The organism is Armatimonadota bacterium (assembly GCA_013359125.1).
GTDB lineage: Bacteria > Armatimonadota > Fimbriimonadia > Fimbriimonadales > GBS-DC > JABWCR01.
Window position 1 is genome coordinate 1 of record JABWCR010000016.1, and the last position, 18,941, is coordinate 18,941.

Sequence of the window (18,941 nt, forward strand, 5' to 3'; positions counted from 1 at the left end):
GTGCTGAACGCCGCCCAAGAAACCTACCCCGCAGCCGACGACCCCGAATGGGGCCAAGTCCCCCCGGACGAAGTCTGGACCCTCATCCCTCAGCACGAGGGATCGTGAACGAGGCGCATCGCGGGAAGGACAGCCTACAACTTCATCGAACTGAAGATGGCTATGGCAAAGCCCAAGAAGGTGTACGACGTCAAGCCGGTAAAGGGCATGGAGACCGAACTCGGACTTTTGGCCGCGATGTTGCAGGACGGCACTACCGAATGGCGGGGCGAATTAGGCCGCATTGGACCGAACGGCATTGTCTGGCAACCGTTTGAGAACGGCCACAGCATCGGCGCCATCTTGCTGCACATCATCGATGTCGAACTTTTCTGGCTGCGCCAGGTCGGGGCTAGCGAGGAGATCGACCCAGCGGTCTGGAAGCAACTCTTGACCTACGAGACCAATGTGGACGCTGTAAAATGGCCCAAGCCGCCTAAGAAACCGCTGAAGTGGTACTTTGACCTGCACGACCAGCATCGAAAAGAGACGCTGGCCGTGTTGAAAAATTGGCAGGACAAGCCGTCGGCCGTGAGGATGAGGCGGGAGAACGGGTTCACCTTGCGCTGGCTGTTGCACCATGTGATCGCGCACGAGGCGTATCATGGCGGGCAGGCCGTGCTTCTCGCAATTCAGTATCGCAAGGAGCAGGCTAAGCTTCGAGCATCGACTTCAGGCGGTTAAGCGCGTCGCCCCAGGCAACTCGCGCCCCGTCTGCTTCTGGCCGACCCTGCAGGCGGTCGTGGGTTACCATTACATAGGTCTTGCCGCCGCCTTTGTCCTGAAACACCACGTCCACCACGCCGCCCGGCTGACAATCGGGATGCTGCCAATCGTAGCGCAGGTCTTTGTTCTCGCGCTCGCGCTTGATCGCCCCGGGCAACGCGCCGCCCAGCCACCGTTCTTGCGCTTTGGGGTCGAGCCAAGTTTTGTAGGCCGCTGTCAGATCGCAGGCGATGGTCTTGGTAACGCAGATGCTGTAGCCCTTTGGCCGGCCGTCCTTTTCGACCCTGTTATGTCGCGCTTCGTATTCGATGTTGATGGTAGTCGCCCACCAGGCATCAACTTTGTGATTGACATAGAGATGCTCGATGATCTTTCGGCGACCGGCGTCAATGCCGACCTCTTTGTCCAAAAGGTCGAACCAGTCGTCGAGCGCACGACCGGTTTCCTCTTTGATCGCGCTCATCGGTTTGTCGGGCTGGAGTTGAATGTTCATGGGTAATTCTCCGTAAGATAATGTAGACTCTAGCACAGGGGGCGATGGAAATGAAAAGGGCGATTCTTTTGTTAGCGGCGGCGCTGACGGTTGGGCACGGCCAGCAGCCGGTTACGTTGACGGCTCGCGCAGAGCCGCTTCTCCAGATCGTCAATAAGCTTTCGGAGCAGAGCGGCGTCAAAATCTCGGTGCAGGGTCCGATCAAGGACGATCTGCTGTTGGTTCGCGTCAAAGATCAGCCAGTAGAGGCCGTACTGAAGCGTCTGGCGGAGGCGTTGCGCGCCGACTTGATCAAGGATGGGGACGGGTACCGCATCGCCTGGTCGGCCAAAAGCGCGCAGGACGAAGAGCGCGAGATTTCCGAATGGATGATGGGGCAGCTCGGTCAGTATCGCCAGGCTGGCGCGGGTCCGTTCGATACAGCGAAGTTGAAAACCGCCCTGGACGAGTTCATCAAGATAATGGAGCAGTATCGGGGCGCGGGTTCGGCGCTGATGTGGGATCAGTTTGACGAGACGGAGTTTGAGGAGACGTTTTCAGATTATCAGGCTCTCTCGCCCGAAGGCCGGGCGATTGGTTTTTGGCTGGCGAGGGCGGACATGGCCGCCATTGCGCGGATGAAGCCAGGCGATCGGATTGTTTTCAGTTCGGCTCCCACGCGGGCGCAGCGCCCTCTATCTGTAGACCGCTCCACCTTTGCCCAGTATCGCGAGCGGAAAACCGAAGATGCAAAGCAACTCAAGACTCTAGTCGAAGAGTACGAAAAGAAAGTGGCCGCGCTGCTCCCGGAGCTTAGCGACCTAATGGGCGATGCCGAGGGAGGCGCCGAGGCGGCTGCGGCCGCCGAGGAAGAACAGAAGGACGGGGACCTTGTTTGGCTGTGCATAGAAAGAACCGGTCCTTTTCAACTCAATCTTTGGTCGGTCGTTTTTAGGGAGAACGAGGGGTTCGAGCACGAGTTGGTTATGATCGAAGGGCCAAAGCGCCTCCAATCAGACGTGCAATCGATCATGGGCAAGGATCCAAAGCGCGCTATTGCGTTGGACGAAGCGACTTCCGACCTTTATACGTCCGGAGTGCAGAATCTGTACAATCGAACGACCGTCGCGCCCAAAACCGTGCAGAAATTGAGAGAGCGGCTTCTTCGGCCAGCCGATCACGAGCCGTTGAACTGGGTCGTCTCTCCGCTCCTGTTAGGGCTCGCAGAGAGCGAAGATACCCCTGTCGTGGCGCTGCTGAGCGATGAGTTGTTGGCGAATTGCGCGAGGATGAGGCCTGGCGTTGTAACGCCAATGGCCGTGCAGAGCGCGTTCGTCAAGCCGTCGCGCAGAGTGCAGTGGAAGGTGGAAGAGGGTTGGCTGTTGGGGGTCGGGGCCTATCCGAACGCTGTTCGCAACGAGCGAGCGGATCGTTCGACAAGTCAGGCCGTGTGGCTTGAGAGCTACGAGAACGGCGCGCCTGTACTGGCCGATTACCTCAAGTTGGCGAAAGGCTCACTCGACCCGCATCCCTATTACCCGTTCCAATCGTACATCGAACTGTTAGAGTTCTTTGTAGGAAGCGATGTGAACTACCACGGCCAGACGACGCCTCTCGACGCCGTTTTTGCGGCGCTCAGTCCGCAGCAATGGTTGGCGCTGCAGGCAGGCCAGCGAATTTCGATCGGGATGCTATCGCCCGACCAGCGCAGAATCCTGAATCGGTATGCCTATGGCGCTTTAACCGCCGAGCCGGAGTCTCCAGAGTTAGAAGAAATGGACGAAGTCGACACCGACTCGCCCGCATTTGAAATCACCAGTCGCTATCCCGACGGCCTGCCGCCAACCGGCTTCCTTGCGGTCGAGACAATGCCCGAGTTTCGATACGTCGTCGAAATCAAAGGAGACATCCGAAAGACCGAGTGGATCGGTGTCGGACCCGACGAACTAGAGGAACTGATAGAATCATCGTACCGATCTCTACTGAAGACCCACGAAGCCGATTCGGAGTTGGAGGACTCGCGGGTCAAGCGGCAGACGATGAATCGATACTCGGCCAAAGTCGTCTTAGATCCCGAGTTTCAATGGTCGACGGAATTTGCAGGAACAGAAGCCAAGTCCGAATGGGTCCCCTTCAAGTCTCTCCCCCAGCCGGTGCAGGCGGCGCTCAAGAAGATCAGTCGGCCACGGCCAGAGCCTGTGGAGCCGAATTGACGCCCGGTGTGCCACAATGATATTATCCTAAACGTAAGGGGGTGATATGCGGATGGACAACTACCGTAATCAGGAGGGGGCGCGGTTTTAGCCGCCCCGGAGAGGGCTGGCCATGCCTGCTTCGTCAGCGTTTAGCGACGCCTGAACTGGAAGCGGTTATGAACTCAGCTCCCTTCTAAGCTAACGATCGGGCGCCGGCTCTGCTCGGCGCCCCGATCTATCCACAGGGGGAAATCAATGAGAATGCGGCTTTGGAACCAATTCAGCCATTGGTGGGGGTTGACCAAACAACTCTCGCCCAAGGCGATCGAAGCCGAACTGAACGCAACGTTTAAGATCGCGCTGGTGGGACAGCACGATCGAACGGAATCCGTTTGGCGAGTGCTGACCGAAGGCGCAGGGGCGGACGCTCTGCGCAAAGCGGAAGATTATGTGCACCGCACCAGCATCTATGCGAACGGGGATTACGATGCGGTGATCGAGTGCGACCAACTGGAAGTGCCTCAAGACGCCATCGAGCGTCTCATCATCGACCTGCACAAAAAGGAGTTTCCTTTGATCGCCGTGGCGCGAATCTTGCCGGGGACGCGAGAGATCGTGGCCAACAAGGTGATCGAGGAGAGCTCTCAACTGAACGCCGGTATTGCAATGCTCTCGGCCGTGCCGAGCGTAGTGCCGCTGTTGGGGCTTCTAGCGCCGCCCGCCGCGCTGGCCGATATGGCGCTGCTCACCAAGAACCAGTTGATGATGGTGCTGCGCGTGGCGGCCTCGTATGGCAAGGAGGCGGATTGGAAGAAGCGATTGCCCGAGTTAGGCTCGGTGATCGGATCGGCCTTCGGCTGGCGGGCCATCGCTCGAGAGTTGGTCGGCTTTGTGCCGGGCGGCGTCGGCGTCGTGCTGAAGGGTATGGTGGCCTATGCCGGCACGAGCACTATTGGCCGAGCGGCGGCTTGGTTCTATGCCACCGGTCGCGCCCCGGGCAAGGCCGAGCGCGAGCGGCTGTACGAACAGGCATGGCGAGAAGCGCGCGAAAAGAGCAAAGAGTGGAAGGAGCCCAAACCTTAAAAATGAAGCGGATCGTCTCGGTGAGTTTGGGGTCTTCCCGCCGGGACAAACGAACCGAAGCGACGCTCCTGGGCGAGCGTTTCTTGATCGAGCGTATCGGCACAGACGGGGACTTGCGCCGATACGCTCGGATGTTTCGCGATCTGGACGGCCAGGCCGATGCGCTGGGCGTCGGCGGCGCCGACCTTTACCTTTGGATGGACGACCGTCGTTACGTCTTTCGCACGGTCCAAAGGTTGGTGAGCGGCGCGGTCAAGACGCCCGTGGTGGACGGCAGCGGCCTCAAAAACACGCTAGAGCGGGAAACCGTTCGATACCTGACGGAGACAGGCGCTATCAATCGCCAGACCAAAGTCTTGATGGTGGCGGCGGTGGATCGGTTTGGGATGGCGCAGGCGCTGGCCGAGAGCTGCGATCAGGTTGTCTACGGCGATCTGGTATTTGGGATCGGTTTCCCTTTGCCCATTCGATCGTATCGAATGCTACGGATTCTGGCGCGTTTGCTATTGCCCGTCATCACTCGGCTTCCCTTTCAGTGGTTCTATCCGACCGGGTCGAAGCAAGAGAGCCGGAAGCCTCGCGCGCCAAAATTGTTCGCAGAGGCCGACTTGATCGCTGGCGACTGGCACATCATCCGACGCTATATGCCCGACGATCTGAAAGGGAAAGTCGTGCTGACCAACACGCTGCGGAAGGCCGACATCGATCTTCTAAAGGAAGCGGGCGTCGAGAAGGCGATCGCGACAACGCCCGAGTTCGAAGGCGAATCGTTCGGCACGAACGTGATGGAAGGCGTTTTGGTCGCGCTGTTGGGCAGACGGCCGGAAGAACTGACCCCCCAAGACTATCTATCGGCTCTTGAAAAATTGAGCTGGAAGCCAACCGTTGTGAAACTTCAGACGGTTAGCCCGGATTTTGTCGCTGCACGTCCGGGTGGTTCCAGTTGATCAGAATGACCGAATAGTCGTGCGGCTCTCCCGGGCGCTTCTCGACTCGGATCGCGCCGCGATCCTCTAAATCGCTGATAGAGGCTTTTCGCTCAAAATCGGCCAGCAGCGGCGTTTCGGCGCGAAGCTCCCTTAGAAAGTTCGCCACATAGACCTCTGGATAATGCCCAAATCGGCGCATGAGGATGTCCAAGGCTTGCAGGGAGTTCTCATCGTCGATCTCTCGAGGCTTGCTGAAGTCTTCGGGCGCGGGGGGCTTGGGCGGCGTCGCCGGGCGGCTGGCGACCGCGGCCGTTGCGCGCGCCACCGGCTTCTGTTGCCGCGGAAAGTTGAACATGACCTGTTGCGACTGCGGCATCAGCGACTTGGCGTCCAGAAAATGCTCTTCGCCCACGTTGATCAGCAGGTCGCCCGAGACGTTCTTTTGAAAAGCGACGACCAGCACGGTCCGGGCGTGCTTGCGAAGGTGCTGAACGACCGGAATGTAATCGCGATCTCCGGCCAAGAAGACGAACGTGCGAATCTCCGGGCGGGTATACATCGCTTCCATCACATCGATGCAAAGGCGCATGTCGGCGGCGTTCTTGTGCTCGGTGCCCAGCACATTGTGGGTTTCGACCCCCAACAGGTAGAGCGAGCCTAAGACTTGATGGCTGAGTTTCTCGAAATCGGCGTAGGCGTGCTGAAGGATGACGCTCTCGCTGCGCTCCTCCCAAACCCATTGGCGCAGGCTGCGCACCATCTCCATCATGCAGTCGCCCGCGTCCACTCGATCGCCGATCGTGTTCTGAATGTAGTAGTAGATGTTCTCGAAATCGATGAAAACGGCGGCGTAGTTGGTCGAAGAGCTCATCGCTTCTATTATGGCCTACCGGCGCGGCTGGTAAAATTGGGCCGATGCCCCGCGCCCGAATCCATCGCAAGGCCGAGTTCGAATCGTCGCATTTCATGCGCGTTCCGACCTGGAGCGAGGCTGAAAACGAGCGCGCGTTCGGTCGCCTAACCCGCCCTCACGGACACAATTACGTGGTGGAGGCAGGGGTCGAAGGACCGATCGACAAGAAGAACTTTTGGGTTGTAAACATCAAGGATTTGGACGACGCAATGCGCGATTGGGTCGTCGAACCTTTGGATCACAAGTGCCTGAACCTAGACGTGCCGTTCTTTCGAGATAGAAATCCGACCTGCGAGAATCTGGCGCTCTATGTGTGGCAGGCGCTGGATGGGAAAGTTGGAAATTGCACACTATGCCGCACTGCCGCCAAGGAGTACGATTGGCTGGGCGCGTCTTACTTTGGAGAGATTATCGGAGGATTGCCTATGGCCCGCCTGACGAGAACCTACGAGTTCTCTGCCGTGCACCGGTTGCATCGACCGGAGTTGTCCGACGAAGAAAACGAAGCGATATTTGGCAAGTGCAGCTGGCCGAACGGCCACGGCCATAGCTACCGAGCCGAGATCGCGATCAGCGGGCCGATCCACGCCGAGACGGGCATGGTGTTCGATCTCGCTCTGCTCGATCGAATCGTGCAAGCCGAGGTGATCGATCGGCTGGACTTTAAGAACCTGAACGAAGAGGTGCCGGAATTAAAGGGCCAGATACCGACGACCGAAGTACTGGCCCGGTTCATCTACCAGGCCGTTAAGCCGCACATTGCCGCGCCCGCCGCGCTCAAGCGAACGCGGATCTATGAGACGCACAAGAGCTGGTTCGACTACGAGGAAGAATGAGCGAAATGAGAGGCAAGAGGGCGGTCGTAACCGGCGGCAGCAAGGGAATCGGACGGGCGGTCGGGCAACGCCTGGCGCAAGAAGGCGTCGCAGTATGGTTGGTTTCTCGGACGATGGAGGGCGCTTTGCCCGAGGGTTGTCAGGGATTCGCCTGCGACGTTGCCGACTTTGAGGCCGTGCGAGAGATGGCGGCTCAGATAGGACCGATCGACCTCTTGGTGAACGCGGCGGGGGTCGCAGGATTTGAAAGCGTTATGGATTCGGACCCGGCGCTGTGGCGGCGAGTTATTGAGACCAACCTGATCGGCGCCTACCACTGCGCAAAAGTTTTTTTGCCGGGGATGTTGACAAAACGCAGCGGCCATATCCTTAACATTGGGTCGGTGGCATCGTACACCGCGTTTCCCGGCGCGACGGCCTACTGCGCGTCCAAAGCCGGATTGCTAATGTTCTCGCGATCGTTGGCGATGGAGGTGCGAGGCGAAGGCGTTAAGGTCTCTGCGCTGTTGCCCGGCGCGACGGATACGCCGCTATGGGAGACGACCAGTTCTCGCCCGCCCAAGGATGAAATGATGAAACCGGAACATATAGCGGAGGCCGCAATGGCGATTTTGACTCAGCCGGAAGGTTCGGTGATCGATGAGTTGCGAGTGATGCCGCCGTTAGGGGTGCTTTAGCGTGAAGCTTCCAGACGAGCGAGGCTACTTTGGTCGGTTTGGCGGGCGCTATGTGCCCGAAACGCTGATCCCGGCGCTTCAAGAGCTGACCGAGTTCTACTCTGCGCTTGGCCCAGAGTATTGGAGCGAACTGGATTCGATCTTGAAATCGTATGCCGGACGCCCGACGCCGCTCTATCGAGCGGATCGACTGAGCGCAGACGCAGGCTGCAAGGTTTATCTAAAGCGGGAGGACCTGTGCCACACCGGCGCGCACAAGATCAACAACGCGATCGGCCAGGCGCTGATCGCTAAGCGCATGGGCAAGGCGCGGGTGATTGCCGAGACCGGCGCAGGACAGCACGGAGTAGCGACGGCGACCGCCTGCGCGCGGTTCGGTCTGCAGTGCGAAGTCTATATGGGCGAAGAGGACATGCGCCGACAGGAGCTGAACGTCGTGCGAATGCAGATGTTGGGCGCAAAGGTTCTGCCGGTCTCCAGCGGATCGAAAACCCTGAAAGACGCGACCAGCGAGGCGATCCGCGATTGGGTAACGAACGTTCGCGATACCTACTACATCATAGGTTCTTGCGTCGGGCCGCATCCCTACCCGATGATCGTGCGCGATTTGCAGTCGGTCATCGGGCGCGAAGCGAAAGAGCAGATATTGCGTTTGGAAGGACGATTGCCCGATGTGGCCATTGCCTGCGTGGGTGGCGGCAGCAACGCAATCGGCCTCTTTCATCCATTCCTCGACGACCCGGTGCGGCTGATCGGCGTCGAAGCGGCGGGAGAGGGCGTGGAGACGGGCCGCCATGCCGTTAGCATCGGCGCAGGCAGGCTGGGCATCTTGCACGGCAGCGCGAACCTGACGCTGCAAACCGAAGACGGTCAGATTCAGGAGGCGCATTCGATCTCTGCCGGTTTGGACTATCCGGGCAGCGGGCCGGAGCACGGATATTTGAAAGAGACCGGTCGGGCGGAGTATGTTTCGATCACGGACGACGAAGCGCTGGCGGCCTTTGCGCGTCTGGCCGAAACGGAAGGGTTGATCCCGGCATTAGAATCGGCGCACGCGATCGCTTACCTATACAAAGCAGGCTTCGAACAAAATCAGTTAGCGATCGTGAACCTTTCTGGGCGGGGCGATAAAGATGTGGACGCAGTCTCGCGCCGTCTTGGCTGGAGAGCATGAGGGCGTTTCGCCTGGTCGGCCCCGGCCGATTGGCCCTGGTCGATATGGAGCCGCCTGTTGCGACTTCAGGCGAGGTTATCGTCAGGGTTTTGGCCTGCGGTCTGTGCGGCACGGACGTTCACATCAAGCAGAGCGGCCATTATGGATGGGACGGCGGCGCCATCACGCTGGGGCACGAGATTCTGGGCGAGGCCGATGGTCGGCGCGTCGTCGTGGAGCCGCAACTTTTCTGCCGATCGTGCCGATTCTGCCTGTCCGGGCGGCCCAACGTTTGCGAAAACTTGAAGCACTTGGGCATCGGTTGCGACGGCGGATTTCAGGAACGCTTGGCCATTCCCAAGGCGAATCTACACGACGCGCCCAAAGTCGAGAATTGGCAGGCGGCGCTGGTCGAGCCGGTAGCCGGTTGCGTCGCCGCGCTCAAACTGGCCAAGATAGAAGACGGGATGACGCTCGGCATCGTCGGTCTTGGGTTCTTTGGGCAAACCATCGCGCAGATCGCGCGAATGCGGGGCGCGTCCAAGATTATCGGCGTCGATCCGAGCGAAAGGCGACGGCGGTTGGCGGAAGAGTGCGGCGCGATTTCACGCTCATATGCGCCCGAAGATGCGATCGATCGCTTGGCCGATGTCGCGATCGATGCTGCCGGATCGACCACAGCTCCGGCAACGGCCCTTAAATTGGCCGAGAAAGCGGGCACGATCGTCGTTTTTGGCTACGACCGGCAACCGACGACGCTGAACTGGTACGACATTCTGAGCAAGGAACTGACCGTCGTTGGTTGCAAATCGAGCGCCCATGCGTGGCCGGAAGCATTGCGCCTGACGCCGAATCTCGACCTGGCGCCGCTTGTTAAGACTTACCCGTTCGAACGGGCCGAAGAGGCGTTTGCCGACATGGAACGCGGCGATGTTTTGAAGCCTGTACTCATGTTCGATGGGTAGAATTGCCCCCAAGGAGGCCCTCCAATGATATTCAAAAGCCCTTATCCTCAAATAGAGATACCGAATCAATCTCTCACCGACTACGTCTTTGCCCATTCTGGGAGCTATCTGGATCGTCCAGCGCTGATCGATGGTCCGACCGGGCGCGAACTGAGCTACGGCAAGTTGATCGGGATGATCCGAATGGCGGCGGCAGGATTGGCGGCAAAAGGGTTTACCAAGGGCGACGCCATCGCCATCTATAGCCCTAACATTCCTGAGTATGTGGTCGCCATTCATGCCGCGGCCCGTTTGGGCGGCATCGTTTCGACCGCTAATCCTCTCTATACGGCGGACGAACTGGCCTTTCAACTGCGCGACAGCCGGGCCAAGATGCTCTTCACCATTCCACAGTTGATGGACAAGGCTTCCGACGCGGCTAAACAGGTCGGCGGAGCGGAGATCGTCGTATTTGGCGAGGCGGAAGGCGCAACGCCGTTCGCAACGCTCTTTCAACACGGCGATCAGCCGCCCAACGCCAGCATCGACCCGACGGGGGATACCGTCTGCCTGCCCTACTCCAGCGGCACGACCGGTATGCCCAAAGGGGTGATGCTGACGCACCGAAACCTGGTCGCCAACCTGGCGCAGACCGAGGCGACCATCGGCGCTTTCGAGTTTCAGAAGATGCTCGGTCTCTTGCCCATCTTCCACATTTACGGCCTGGTGGCGGTAACGCATCTAGGCTTGCGCATGGGCAAGACCCTCGTTACCATGCCTCGATTTGAATTGGAAGGCTTTCTTCAGATTTTGCAAGATTACAAGATTGAACTGGCGAACTTAGTGCCGCCCATTATCTTGGGGCTGGCCAAGCATCCGGCAGTCGCACAATACGACTTGTCTTCTCTTAGGTTAGTGCTCTCCGGGGCGGCGCCGCTCGGGGCCGACGTCGTGGGAGAAGCCTCAAGCCGGATCGGATGCGCGGTTTCTCAGGGCTATGGCTTGACTGAGACCTCGCCTGTAACGCACGTGCTTCCGTTCGACTATCCCAAACCCAAGCCCGGCTCGATCGGCCCACTGGTTCCAAACACCGAGGCCAAAATCATCGACGTTTCGACCGGCGAGGAGTTAGGCACGGATCAGGACGGCGAACTGCTGATCCGCGGGCCGCAGGTAATGAAGGGCTATCTGAACAACCCGGAAGCGACCGCTCAGTGCATCGATTCGGACGGTTTCCTTCACACCGGCGATATGGCGCGGGTCGATTCGGACGGCTGTTTTTACATCGTGGATCGGCTGAAGGAGCTGATCAAATACAAGGGGTATCAAGTTCCTCCCGCCGAGTTAGAGGCTTTGCTATTGACTCATCCGGCGGTTGCAGACGCCGCGGTCATCCCGGCGTTGGACGAAGAAGCGGGCGAGGTGCCCAAGGCGTTCGTCGTCAAGCGGGCAGAGGTTTCGGCAGAGGAGCTGATGGAGTTTGTAGCGGGCAAAGTCGCGCCCTACAAGAAGATTCGGTATGTGGAGTTTATCGACGCGGTGCCCAAATCGCCTGCCGGCAAGATTTTGAGGCGAACCCTGATCGAAAAGGATCGCGCTTAGACTGGATTTTCGCAGACGACCTGGCCGTTCTTGATCACAAAGCGGGGCCTGGCGACCGACATGTTGTAAGCGATGTGCGCGACCGACGGGTACGGCCAGATCGTCGCGTCGTCAGCTCCGTGTTCGGGCGGCAAGGCAAGCGCTTGCAAGGCGTTCGCAGTAACCGCCGCCAGCGCCTCGTCGGGCGTCAGCCCCATGTAGAGCACGGCCAGCCCCATGACGAACGGCAGCGAGATAATGGGACAAGAGCCGGGGTTAAAATCGGTGCCGATGGCGGGCTTTAGCCCCGTCTCGATCATGCCGCGCGCGTTGGCATACGGCTCTTTTAGCGTGAAGGCGGTGCCCGGCAAGAGCACCGGCGTTACGCCGCCCTCTACCAACATGCGCCAATCGTCTTGGTCCGATTTGAGCAAGTGTTCCGCGCTCACCGCCTCCCAATAGCCCGCCAACTGCGATCCGCCCAAGTTGTTAAACTCGTCGGCGTGGATTTTTAGCCCAAAACCCAATCGCGCCGCCGCTTGAAACACCTTGCGCGACTGAGCCAATGTGAAGGCTCCCTTCTCGCAAAAAACATCGACAAACTTGGGTTCGGCGGGATGCTCCTTCGCCGCGGGAAGCATCTCTTCGCAGACGTGATCGATATAGGCGTCGGCGCTCGTCTCGGGGGGCACGGCATGGGCAGGCATGAACGTGGCCACAATCTCGACCGGCTGTAACTGACGAAGCTCAAAGATCGCATCCAACAACTTCAGCTCGTCCTTCAGCGTCAGCCCATAGCCGGTCTTGACCTCGACCGTCGTAACGCCAAAGGAGAGCATGGTCTTGAGCCGCGATAGCCCTAATTCGACCAGTTGGTCTTTGGTTGCCTGGCGGGTCGCCCTCACCGTACTGAGAATTCCGCCGCCGGAAGCCGCGATCTCTTGGTAATGGACTCCCGCCGCCCGCCGAACATACTCCTCTGCGCGCTCTCCCGCAAACAGCAAATGCGTGTGAGGATCGACAAGCCCCGGAGCCGCAAAGCCGTTGGGAGGAGTTAACTCGCGCAACAAGGCTTGCGTTTCGGGGCTCATCTCATTCGATGACGCTGTTTTCTAACGCCGTTTTAGTTTGCTCGTCTCTAAAACGCTCCAACGCATCGCGCACGTCCGGTCTATATCGCGCTAGAATGGCCGCAGCGAACAGAGCCGCGTTGGCAGCGCCTGCCGCGCCAATGGCAAAGGTCGCGACAGGAATGCCTTGAGGCATCTGGACGATGGACAACAGCGAATCGAGACCCTTGAGGCTGGGCGATTCGATCGGAACGCCCAACACGGGCAAGGTCGTCTTTGCCGCCAGAACGCCAGCCAGGTGTGCGGCGCCGCCCGCGCCCGCTATGATGGCCTCCAAACCCCGTTCCACCGCAGTCGCCGCATATTCAAACGCGGCATCAGGCGTCCGGTGAGCAGACAAAGCGCGGGCTTCGTAAGGAATGCCTAGCTTCTGGAGGGTCTTTGCAGCCCGCACCATGGTCTCCCAGTCGTTCCGGGAGCCCATGACGATACCGACCAGCGGATGGCCGTTCACTCGCCGCTCTCGGCGGGTTGATAGTCCGGCGCAACGTTGTGGATGGGTTTGATCGACATGAGATAGGCGTAGACGGCCTTGAGGTCGGCGTCGGTCATGTGTTTGTAGGCGGTCCAAGGCATGGGCGGCATGATGGGGCGGGTCATACCCAGATGCTTTCCGGTCTTGATGGCCTTGACGAAGTTCGCCTCGCTCCACTGAGGCGCGCCAAGCCCGCTGATTTTGTGCGGCGTGATGTTCGGCGCAAAGGTAACGCCCCACGGACCTGCGAACGCCGTGTTGGAAGCCGCGCCTGCCCAGATCCAGGGCATTTCCATCTTGGGCGGAGGGGGCAGCTTCATCTCTTGCGGATGCCCCGACATATATTTCGTCATGTCCGGCTCGGGGCCGTTCTTTCCCATCTTGAACGGCGTGTGGCAATCGACGCAGCCTCCGATATCGACAAGGTACTTTCCACGGGCGATCTTCTGCTTCTGAGCCTGAGACTGTGCGGTCGTCTGCCAAACGAGTCCACCTATTGCGAGCAAGCAAGCAGATACGGCGATGAGTTTGAACCTCATTGGTTCCTCCGGGTTGATTAGTGTTCGGTCTGTAAAAAGCTATCGAGGTCCTCGGGGCTGATCTTCGGCTCGCCCGGAGAGACGTTGTTCAATTTGCCCTCTTTCATCCAAGTTTCGAGTTCGCCGACGAGTTCGAACAGGTGGTCGAACGAATCGACGATGAAAAGCAGCGGCTGGTAGTGGTGAATCTCAAAATACTGGTTGACGACCCATTCTAACTGGATCGGGAAGCGCTGCACCTCGGGCGATTCGATACAGTGCTCGATCTCGCCGCGAGAGCTGAGCAATCCGCTGCCGTATACCTTAAGGTCGCCGTTCTTGCCCCGCATCAGGCCAAACTCGACGGTGAACCAAAAGAATCGCGCCAAAGCTTTCTGGATGCTGGTGAGTCGCCGGATCTGTTCGTCCTTGTCCTTAATCTGTCGGACAATATCGGCCGCCGTGTGGGCGCAATCGCCAAACCGCACCAGGGTGTCGGCAAAAGCGCGATCGGTGTGCATCGGCACATGGCCGCTGATGTCGTGAAAGATGTCCGGCTCGGGCAGGTAGTCCAAATTGTTGATGTCGCGGATGGTGATGGTGGTGGGAAACTCGCGATTGCGCAGACAATCGAAGAAGATAAACGCCGGCACGTACCCGCTGACTGCCTTGGCTTTAAATCCGGTGAGCGGGCTAAGAAACTGATTAACATCCTCTAATTTGGGGATTCGGTCCGGGTCGAAGCAGAGGCTCTCGATGCCTTGTTGGAACTTCTCGTTGGCGTACTTGGCCCACTTTTCGTGCATCGATGCATAGAGGCGGCGCCAAGCCTCGTGGTTCTCTTCCGAATAAAGCTCATAGGGTTGATGGATGTAAAGTTGGCCGCTGCTAACGGCGTCTTCGATGAAGGGGGCCTTGGTCGTCGTGAGGCCCATGCCGGGGCGATAATCGGTTGCGCTAGACATCATTCTGCCTCCATTGGCGGCCTGCGCTCGCCGATAAAATTATACCTACGCTCGTCGTTCAAAGATGATCGGATTCGGGTCGGACCGGCCGAACTCGATCGCGCTCAGAACGGCTCGTTCGGCTTCGACCGCGGTCGTCTCGTCCTTGGCATGGACGACGGCAAACGGCTCGCCTATGGAGACTCTATCGCCTACTGTCTTGAGGAGTTCGAATCCGACCGAATGGTCGATCTCTTCCCCAGCGACTTTTCGCCCAGCGCCCAGCCGCACGGCGGCTTCGCCCAATGCCCGGGCGTCGATGCTTGCGAGGGTTCCTTCCGCTGTAGCGACAACTTCCTTCTTTATCGTCGCTTGCGGCAAGAGGTCTGGATCGTCGCAGACCGTTGGATCGCCGCCCTGCGCTTCGATCAGCTCTCTCAGTTTTCGCAAGCCAGATCCATTGCTCAATGCTGCTTCGGCTGCTTCGCGTCCGCCTTTTCCGCACAACGAGAGCGCCTCTCCGGCCAAGGTTGAGCAAAGCTCAACAAAGCGGGCATCCTTATCCGCGCCGGGAGTCAAAGTCTGGATCGCCTCTTTCACTTCGATCGCGTTCCCGATCGTGCGTCCCAAAGGCTGCTCCATGTCGGTCAGATAGGCGACGACCTTCCTTCCCGCGCCTGTGCCGATGGCGATCATCTTGTCGGCCAGTTCCCTCGCTCGCCCTATGTCGGACATAAACGCGCCGCGACCGAGCTTTACGTCCAACACGATGTTCTGTGCGCCTGCCGCCAGCTTCTTGCTCATAATGCTGGCGGCGATCAGCGGGATGCTATCGACCGTGGCCGTAACGTCTCTCAAGGCATATATCTTCTTGTCGGCAGGAGCCAATTGGGCCGTCTGACCCACCAAACAACATCCGATCCGCTCGACCTGAGCCAAAAACTCCGTTGGCGACAGCTCGGTTCGAAAACCGGGAATGCTCTCCAACTTATCGACCGTGCCGCCCGTAAAGCCCAACCCTCGTCCCGAGAGTTTGACCGCGCGCGCCCCCGCCGCGGCGATCAGCGGCACGACGACTAGGGTCGTCTTGTCGCCCACGCCGCCCGTCGAATGTTTATCGACATAACCGCTCGGGTCGCCCGGCAACGAGAGGCGCTCGCCGCTGTCGGCCATCGCGTTGGTCAGCGCAAGAGTCTCCGAATCGCTCAGGCCGCGTATAAACGCCGCCATCAGAAAAGCGCTCATCTGGTATTCTTTTAGTCGACCGTCGACGTAAGCGGCGACCAGTTGTGCGATTTCGTCTTGGCTTAATTCGAGACCGTCTCGCTTCTTGGCAATCCAGTCGATCATTCCACGGCGATTATACTCGCGCGGGGCTGAGCCTTGCGCCGCGATCAATGTGGTATCCTATTTGTCCTGTGCCAGAGGTCGGTCTGGCTGATCAGAGTTGTAAAACGAGGTGAGGTTGAGATGAAACGGACGTCAAAACAAAAGAGAGTGCGGCGCCATTTTCATATTCGAAAGCGCATCGAGGGCACGGCTGCGCGTCCTCGACTTTGCGTCTTTCGCAGCATCAAGCACATATATGCCCAGGTTGTAGACGATACGGAAGGCAAGACGCTCGCATCGGCATCGACCTTGGACAAGGATTTGAAGGGCAAGGTAGGCTACACAGGCAACGTATCGGCCGCCAAGGCGGTCGGTCAATTGGTGGCCGAGCGCGCCAAGGCCAAAGGCATCGAATTGGTTGTCTTTGACCGCGGCGGATTCCTCTATCATGGAAGGGTGTCCGCGCTGGCCGACGGAGCGCGAGAGGGCGGCCTGAAGTTCTAAGGAGATTTTGAATGAGCGACAATCGAATTGAGCGAATCGATCCGGACCAGTTAAACCTGCACATCGAGCGGGTGGTGCATACGAACAAGGTTTCGAAGACGCACAAGGGCGGACGGACGATGAGCTGGCAGGTGATGGTGGTGGTGGGCGACGGCAAAGGGCACGTGGGCTGCGGCATTGGCAAGGCGTTGGGCGTGCCGGACGCGATTCGCAAGGCGATCGAAGCGGCGAGAAAGAATTTGGTGAAGGTGCCTATCGTCGGCTCGTCCATCCCCCACGAAGTTTCCGTCAAGGTCGGCGCGACGCGAATCGTCATGCGGCCGGCTTCGCCAGGTACCGGCGTCGTGGCGGGCAGCACGGTTCGCGCCCTGCTAGAAGCGGCCGGCATCCATGACGTTTTGGCCAAGCTGGTCGGCTCGCGCAACTCGATCAACGCCGCTTGGGCCACCATGGAGTGCTTTCGAGAGATTCGCTGGCCCGAGCAGACCGCCGACCTGCGCAACATGAAACTGTCCAAACTGGCGCCCTGGTACGTGAAGAAGTATCTGGACGTGGAAGAGGCCAAACATGCTTAAGATCACATTGAAACGAAGCCCGATCGGCAACAAAGAAAACCACAAGCGCACGGTGCGAGCGTTGGGATTGAGAAAGCTCAATCACAGCGTCATCCAGCCGGACAACGAAAGCGTGCGCGGCATGATCTTCGCCGTCAAGCATTTAGTGGAGGTCGAGACGGTCGACAAGGAGTCCAAAGATGCGACTGCATGATTTGAAACCGGCCCCCGGCAGCAGAAAGAAGCCCAAACGAGTAGGACGCGGCATCGGCTCCGGACACGGCAAGACCTCGACCCGAGGACACAAGGGCCAACACGCGCGGAATACCGTGCCCCCCAGATTCGAAGGCGGCCAAACGCCCTTGCACCGCAGACTGCCCGTTCGAGTCGGCTTCCGCAACGTCAACCGAAAGGAGTATGCGATCGTCAACGTCAGCACGCTGTCAAAGCGGTTCAACGCCGGCGACGAGATCACGCCCGAAACGCTGAAGAAGATGAGAATCGTCCGAAAACTGTTGGACGGCATCAAGATATTGGGCAACGGAGAGATCGACAAGGCATTGAAGGTGTCGGCGCACGCATTTACCGGCAGCGCGGAGGAGAAGATTAAAGCCGCGGGCGGAGAGGCTATCCGCCTATGATGAGCATCAACTTCATGGAGGCTGTGGGCAGCGCGATCAAACTGCCCGAGCTCCGACAGCGAATCCTGTTCGTTTTCGCCATGTTCGGGGTTTATGCCGTCGGCCTGCACATCCCTGTGCCGGGCGTTAACCATGAACGACTGAAAGAAATCATCGAGAGCAACGCCGCTTGGCAGTTTATGAACCTCTTTACCGGCGGCGCGCTAAAGCGATTTGCCGTGCTGGCTCTCGGCCTAAACCCTTACATCACCTCGTCGATTATCATGCAGGTGATGTCGTACACGCTGCCCCAATTGCGCGCCTTGCAAAAGGAAGGCGGCGAGGCGGGCCGGCGCCAGATCGCCAAATACACGCGATACCTGACATTGGTCGTCGCGTTCTTGCAAGCGCTAGGCCTGATAACCGTATTTAGAAACAACGGCGCGCTGGAAGCCGGCGGACTGTGGATTACCCTTTACGTCATTCTCGCCCTGATCGCGGGCGCAATGTTCTTGCTCTGGCTGGGCGAGCAGATCACCGAGAAAGGCATCGGCCAAGGCGTATCGCTGATGATCTTTGCAAGCATCGTTGCCACGATCCCTGGGCAGATCGCCTCGACCGTGGTCTATCTGCAAGCCGGCACCTACCAGGCGTACCAGATCATCGCCCTGTTGGCGATTTTCTTGATCACTGTCTGGTCGGTCGTCTATGTAACCCAGTCTCAGCGGCGCATCCCGATTCAGCACGTCCGTCGCATCATCGGACGGCGGCAGACGATGGGCGGCGCATCCTACTTGCCGATTCCCGTTAATGCTGCGGGCGTCATGCCGATCATCTTTGCGATGGCGCTCCAATCGATTCCGGTTACGCTTGCCAGCGCCTTCACGGGCCGCACGGGCTGGGTAGCGGACGCCGCCAATTGGATCGCGCAACACTTATCGCCCGGCTACAGCTGGTTTGGGGCGTTCTTCTTTGCCTTCCTGATCTTTGCCTTCACCTACGTCTACATCTCGATCATCTTCAACACGGACGAGATCGCGGACAACCTGAAGAAGCAAGGCAGTTTTGTGCAGGGCATCCGGCCCGGCAATCCGACCAAGGACTTTTTAGACGGGGTTGTGTCGCGCATAACCGTCTTTGGCGCGTCGTTCTTGGCGATTATCGCTCTGATGCAATACATGGTGCCCAACTGGACCGGCGTGCAGACATTCGCCTTGGGCGGCACCTCTCTGCTGATTATGGTCGGCGTCGGTTTGGACTTCTTGCGTCAGATCGAATCGCAGATGTCGATGCGCCAGTACGAGGACTTCCTGCGATAG

The 18,941-nt window shown here is 59.0% G+C and carries 21 protein-coding genes; 14 read left to right on the forward strand and 7 right to left on the reverse strand.

Annotated features, from left to right (window positions below; genetic code table 11):
• Positions 1-162 precede the first annotated feature (162 nt).
• Entirely contained in the window at positions 163-723 is a 561-nt protein-coding gene (locus tag HUU60_08385) for a DinB family protein (protein NUL82721.1), read from the forward strand.
• Here HUU60_08385 and HUU60_08390 read toward each other — a convergent pair.
• Complete coding sequence (locus HUU60_08390) at positions 692-1,258, reverse strand: SRPBCC domain-containing protein (GenBank protein NUL82722.1); 567 nt, start codon at positions 1,256-1,258, stop codon at positions 692-694. The two genes, HUU60_08385 and HUU60_08390, sit on opposite strands and share 32 nt — an antisense overlap.
• Positions 1,259-1,308: 50 nt before the next feature.
• On the opposite strand from HUU60_08390, the gene HUU60_08395 reads away from it, so the two are divergent.
• The 3 genes from HUU60_08395 to HUU60_08405 all read left to right on the forward strand — a co-directional run bounded on the left by HUU60_08395 (position 1,309) and on the right by HUU60_08405 (position 5,462).
• Positions 1,309-3,450 carry a hypothetical protein gene (locus HUU60_08395; protein ID NUL82723.1) on the forward strand — a complete coding sequence of 714 codons (2,142 nt, stop codon included), beginning with the start codon at positions 1,309-1,311 and terminating at the stop codon, positions 3,448-3,450.
• A 243-nt stretch (positions 3,451-3,693) separates the two neighbouring features.
• Positions 3,694-4,515, forward strand: a complete 822-nt coding sequence (locus HUU60_08400) for a hypothetical protein (protein NUL82724.1) — start codon at positions 3,694-3,696, stop codon at positions 4,513-4,515.
• A 2-nt stretch (positions 4,516-4,517) separates the two neighbouring features.
• A complete protein-coding gene (locus tag HUU60_08405) occupies positions 4,518-5,462 on the forward strand; it encodes a quinate 5-dehydrogenase (GenBank protein NUL82725.1) in 945 nt (314 codons plus the stop codon).
• On the opposite strand, the gene HUU60_08410 is transcribed toward HUU60_08405, so the two are convergent.
• Positions 5,419-6,315: an NYN domain-containing protein gene (locus HUU60_08410; GenBank protein NUL82726.1), complete on the reverse strand. Its 897-nt coding sequence runs from the start codon at positions 6,313-6,315 to the stop codon at positions 5,419-5,421. The genes HUU60_08405 and HUU60_08410 overlap by 44 nt on opposite strands.
• A 44-nt stretch (positions 6,316-6,359) precedes the next feature.
• On the opposite strand from HUU60_08410, the gene HUU60_08415 reads away from it, so the two are divergent.
• Genes HUU60_08415 through HUU60_08435 form a run of 5 tightly spaced genes read left to right on the forward strand, consistent with a single transcriptional unit; the run spans position 6,360 to position 11,569 of the window.
• Positions 6,360-7,193, forward strand: a complete 834-nt coding sequence (locus tag HUU60_08415) for a 6-carboxytetrahydropterin synthase (GenBank protein NUL82727.1) — start codon at positions 6,360-6,362, stop codon at positions 7,191-7,193.
• Positions 7,190-7,870, forward strand: a complete 681-nt coding sequence (locus HUU60_08420; GenBank protein ID NUL82728.1) for an SDR family oxidoreductase — start codon at positions 7,190-7,192, stop codon at positions 7,868-7,870. The genes HUU60_08415 and HUU60_08420 overlap by 4 nt, the downstream gene beginning before the upstream one ends.
• 1 nt (position 7,871) lies before the next feature.
• Positions 7,872-9,044: a tryptophan synthase subunit beta gene (gene trpB / locus HUU60_08425; GenBank protein NUL82729.1), complete on the forward strand. Its 1,173-nt coding sequence runs from the start codon at positions 7,872-7,874 to the stop codon at positions 9,042-9,044.
• A complete protein-coding gene (locus tag HUU60_08430) occupies positions 9,041-9,988 on the forward strand; it encodes an alcohol dehydrogenase catalytic domain-containing protein (protein ID NUL82730.1) in 948 nt (315 codons plus the stop codon). Before trpB ends, HUU60_08430 begins: the two co-directional genes overlap by 4 nt.
• A 24-nt stretch (positions 9,989-10,012) precedes the next feature.
• The gene (locus HUU60_08435) at positions 10,013-11,569 is read left to right on the forward strand and encodes a 4-coumarate--CoA ligase family protein (protein ID NUL82731.1); all 1,557 of its coding nucleotides are present in this window, start codon (positions 10,013-10,015) and stop codon (positions 11,567-11,569) included.
• On the opposite strand, the gene HUU60_08440 is transcribed toward HUU60_08435, so the two are convergent.
• The 5 genes from HUU60_08440 to HUU60_08460 all read right to left on the reverse strand — a co-directional run bounded on the left by HUU60_08440 (position 11,566) and on the right by HUU60_08460 (position 15,965).
• Positions 11,566-12,639, reverse strand: a complete 1,074-nt coding sequence (locus tag HUU60_08440) for an imidazolonepropionase (GenBank protein NUL82732.1) — start codon at positions 12,637-12,639, stop codon at positions 11,566-11,568. The two genes, HUU60_08435 and HUU60_08440, sit on opposite strands and share 4 nt — an antisense overlap.
• Position 12,640: 1 nt before the next feature.
• Positions 12,641-13,102 (reverse strand): 5-(carboxyamino)imidazole ribonucleotide mutase, encoded by a 462-nt coding sequence (purE, locus tag HUU60_08445; protein ID NUL82733.1) that lies wholly within the window; start codon positions 13,100-13,102, stop codon positions 12,641-12,643.
• A gap of 26 nt (positions 13,103-13,128) precedes the next feature.
• Positions 13,129-13,692, reverse strand: coding sequence for a c-type cytochrome (locus tag HUU60_08450; GenBank protein NUL82734.1), 564 nt, complete (start codon positions 13,690-13,692; stop codon positions 13,129-13,131).
• A gap of 17 nt (positions 13,693-13,709) precedes the next feature.
• The gene (locus tag HUU60_08455) at positions 13,710-14,606 is read right to left on the reverse strand and encodes a phenylalanine 4-monooxygenase (protein ID NUL82735.1); all 897 of its coding nucleotides are present in this window, start codon (positions 14,604-14,606) and stop codon (positions 13,710-13,712) included.
• A gap of 75 nt (positions 14,607-14,681) precedes the next feature.
• Positions 14,682-15,965, reverse strand: coding sequence for a thymidine phosphorylase (locus tag HUU60_08460; GenBank protein ID NUL82736.1), 1,284 nt, complete (start codon positions 15,963-15,965; stop codon positions 14,682-14,684).
• Positions 15,966-16,085: 120 nt separating this feature from the next.
• On the opposite strand from HUU60_08460, the gene HUU60_08465 reads away from it, so the two are divergent.
• Genes HUU60_08465 through secY form a run of 5 tightly spaced genes read left to right on the forward strand, consistent with a single transcriptional unit; the run spans position 16,086 to position 18,941 of the window.
• Positions 16,086-16,448: a 50S ribosomal protein L18 gene (locus HUU60_08465; protein ID NUL82737.1), complete on the forward strand. Its 363-nt coding sequence runs from the start codon at positions 16,086-16,088 to the stop codon at positions 16,446-16,448.
• A gap of 11 nt (positions 16,449-16,459) precedes the next feature.
• A complete protein-coding gene (rpsE, locus tag HUU60_08470) occupies positions 16,460-17,023 on the forward strand; it encodes a 30S ribosomal protein S5 (protein ID NUL82738.1) in 564 nt (187 codons plus the stop codon).
• Complete coding sequence (rpmD, locus tag HUU60_08475) at positions 17,016-17,216, forward strand: 50S ribosomal protein L30 (protein NUL82739.1); 201 nt, start codon at positions 17,016-17,018, stop codon at positions 17,214-17,216. The genes rpsE and rpmD overlap by 8 nt, the downstream gene beginning before the upstream one ends.
• Positions 17,203-17,643 (forward strand): 50S ribosomal protein L15, encoded by a 441-nt coding sequence (rplO, locus tag HUU60_08480; GenBank protein ID NUL82740.1) that lies wholly within the window; start codon positions 17,203-17,205, stop codon positions 17,641-17,643. The genes rpmD and rplO overlap by 14 nt, the downstream gene beginning before the upstream one ends.
• Entirely contained in the window at positions 17,640-18,941 is a 1,302-nt protein-coding gene (gene secY, locus HUU60_08485; GenBank protein ID NUL82741.1) for a preprotein translocase subunit SecY, read from the forward strand. Before rplO ends, secY begins: the two co-directional genes overlap by 4 nt.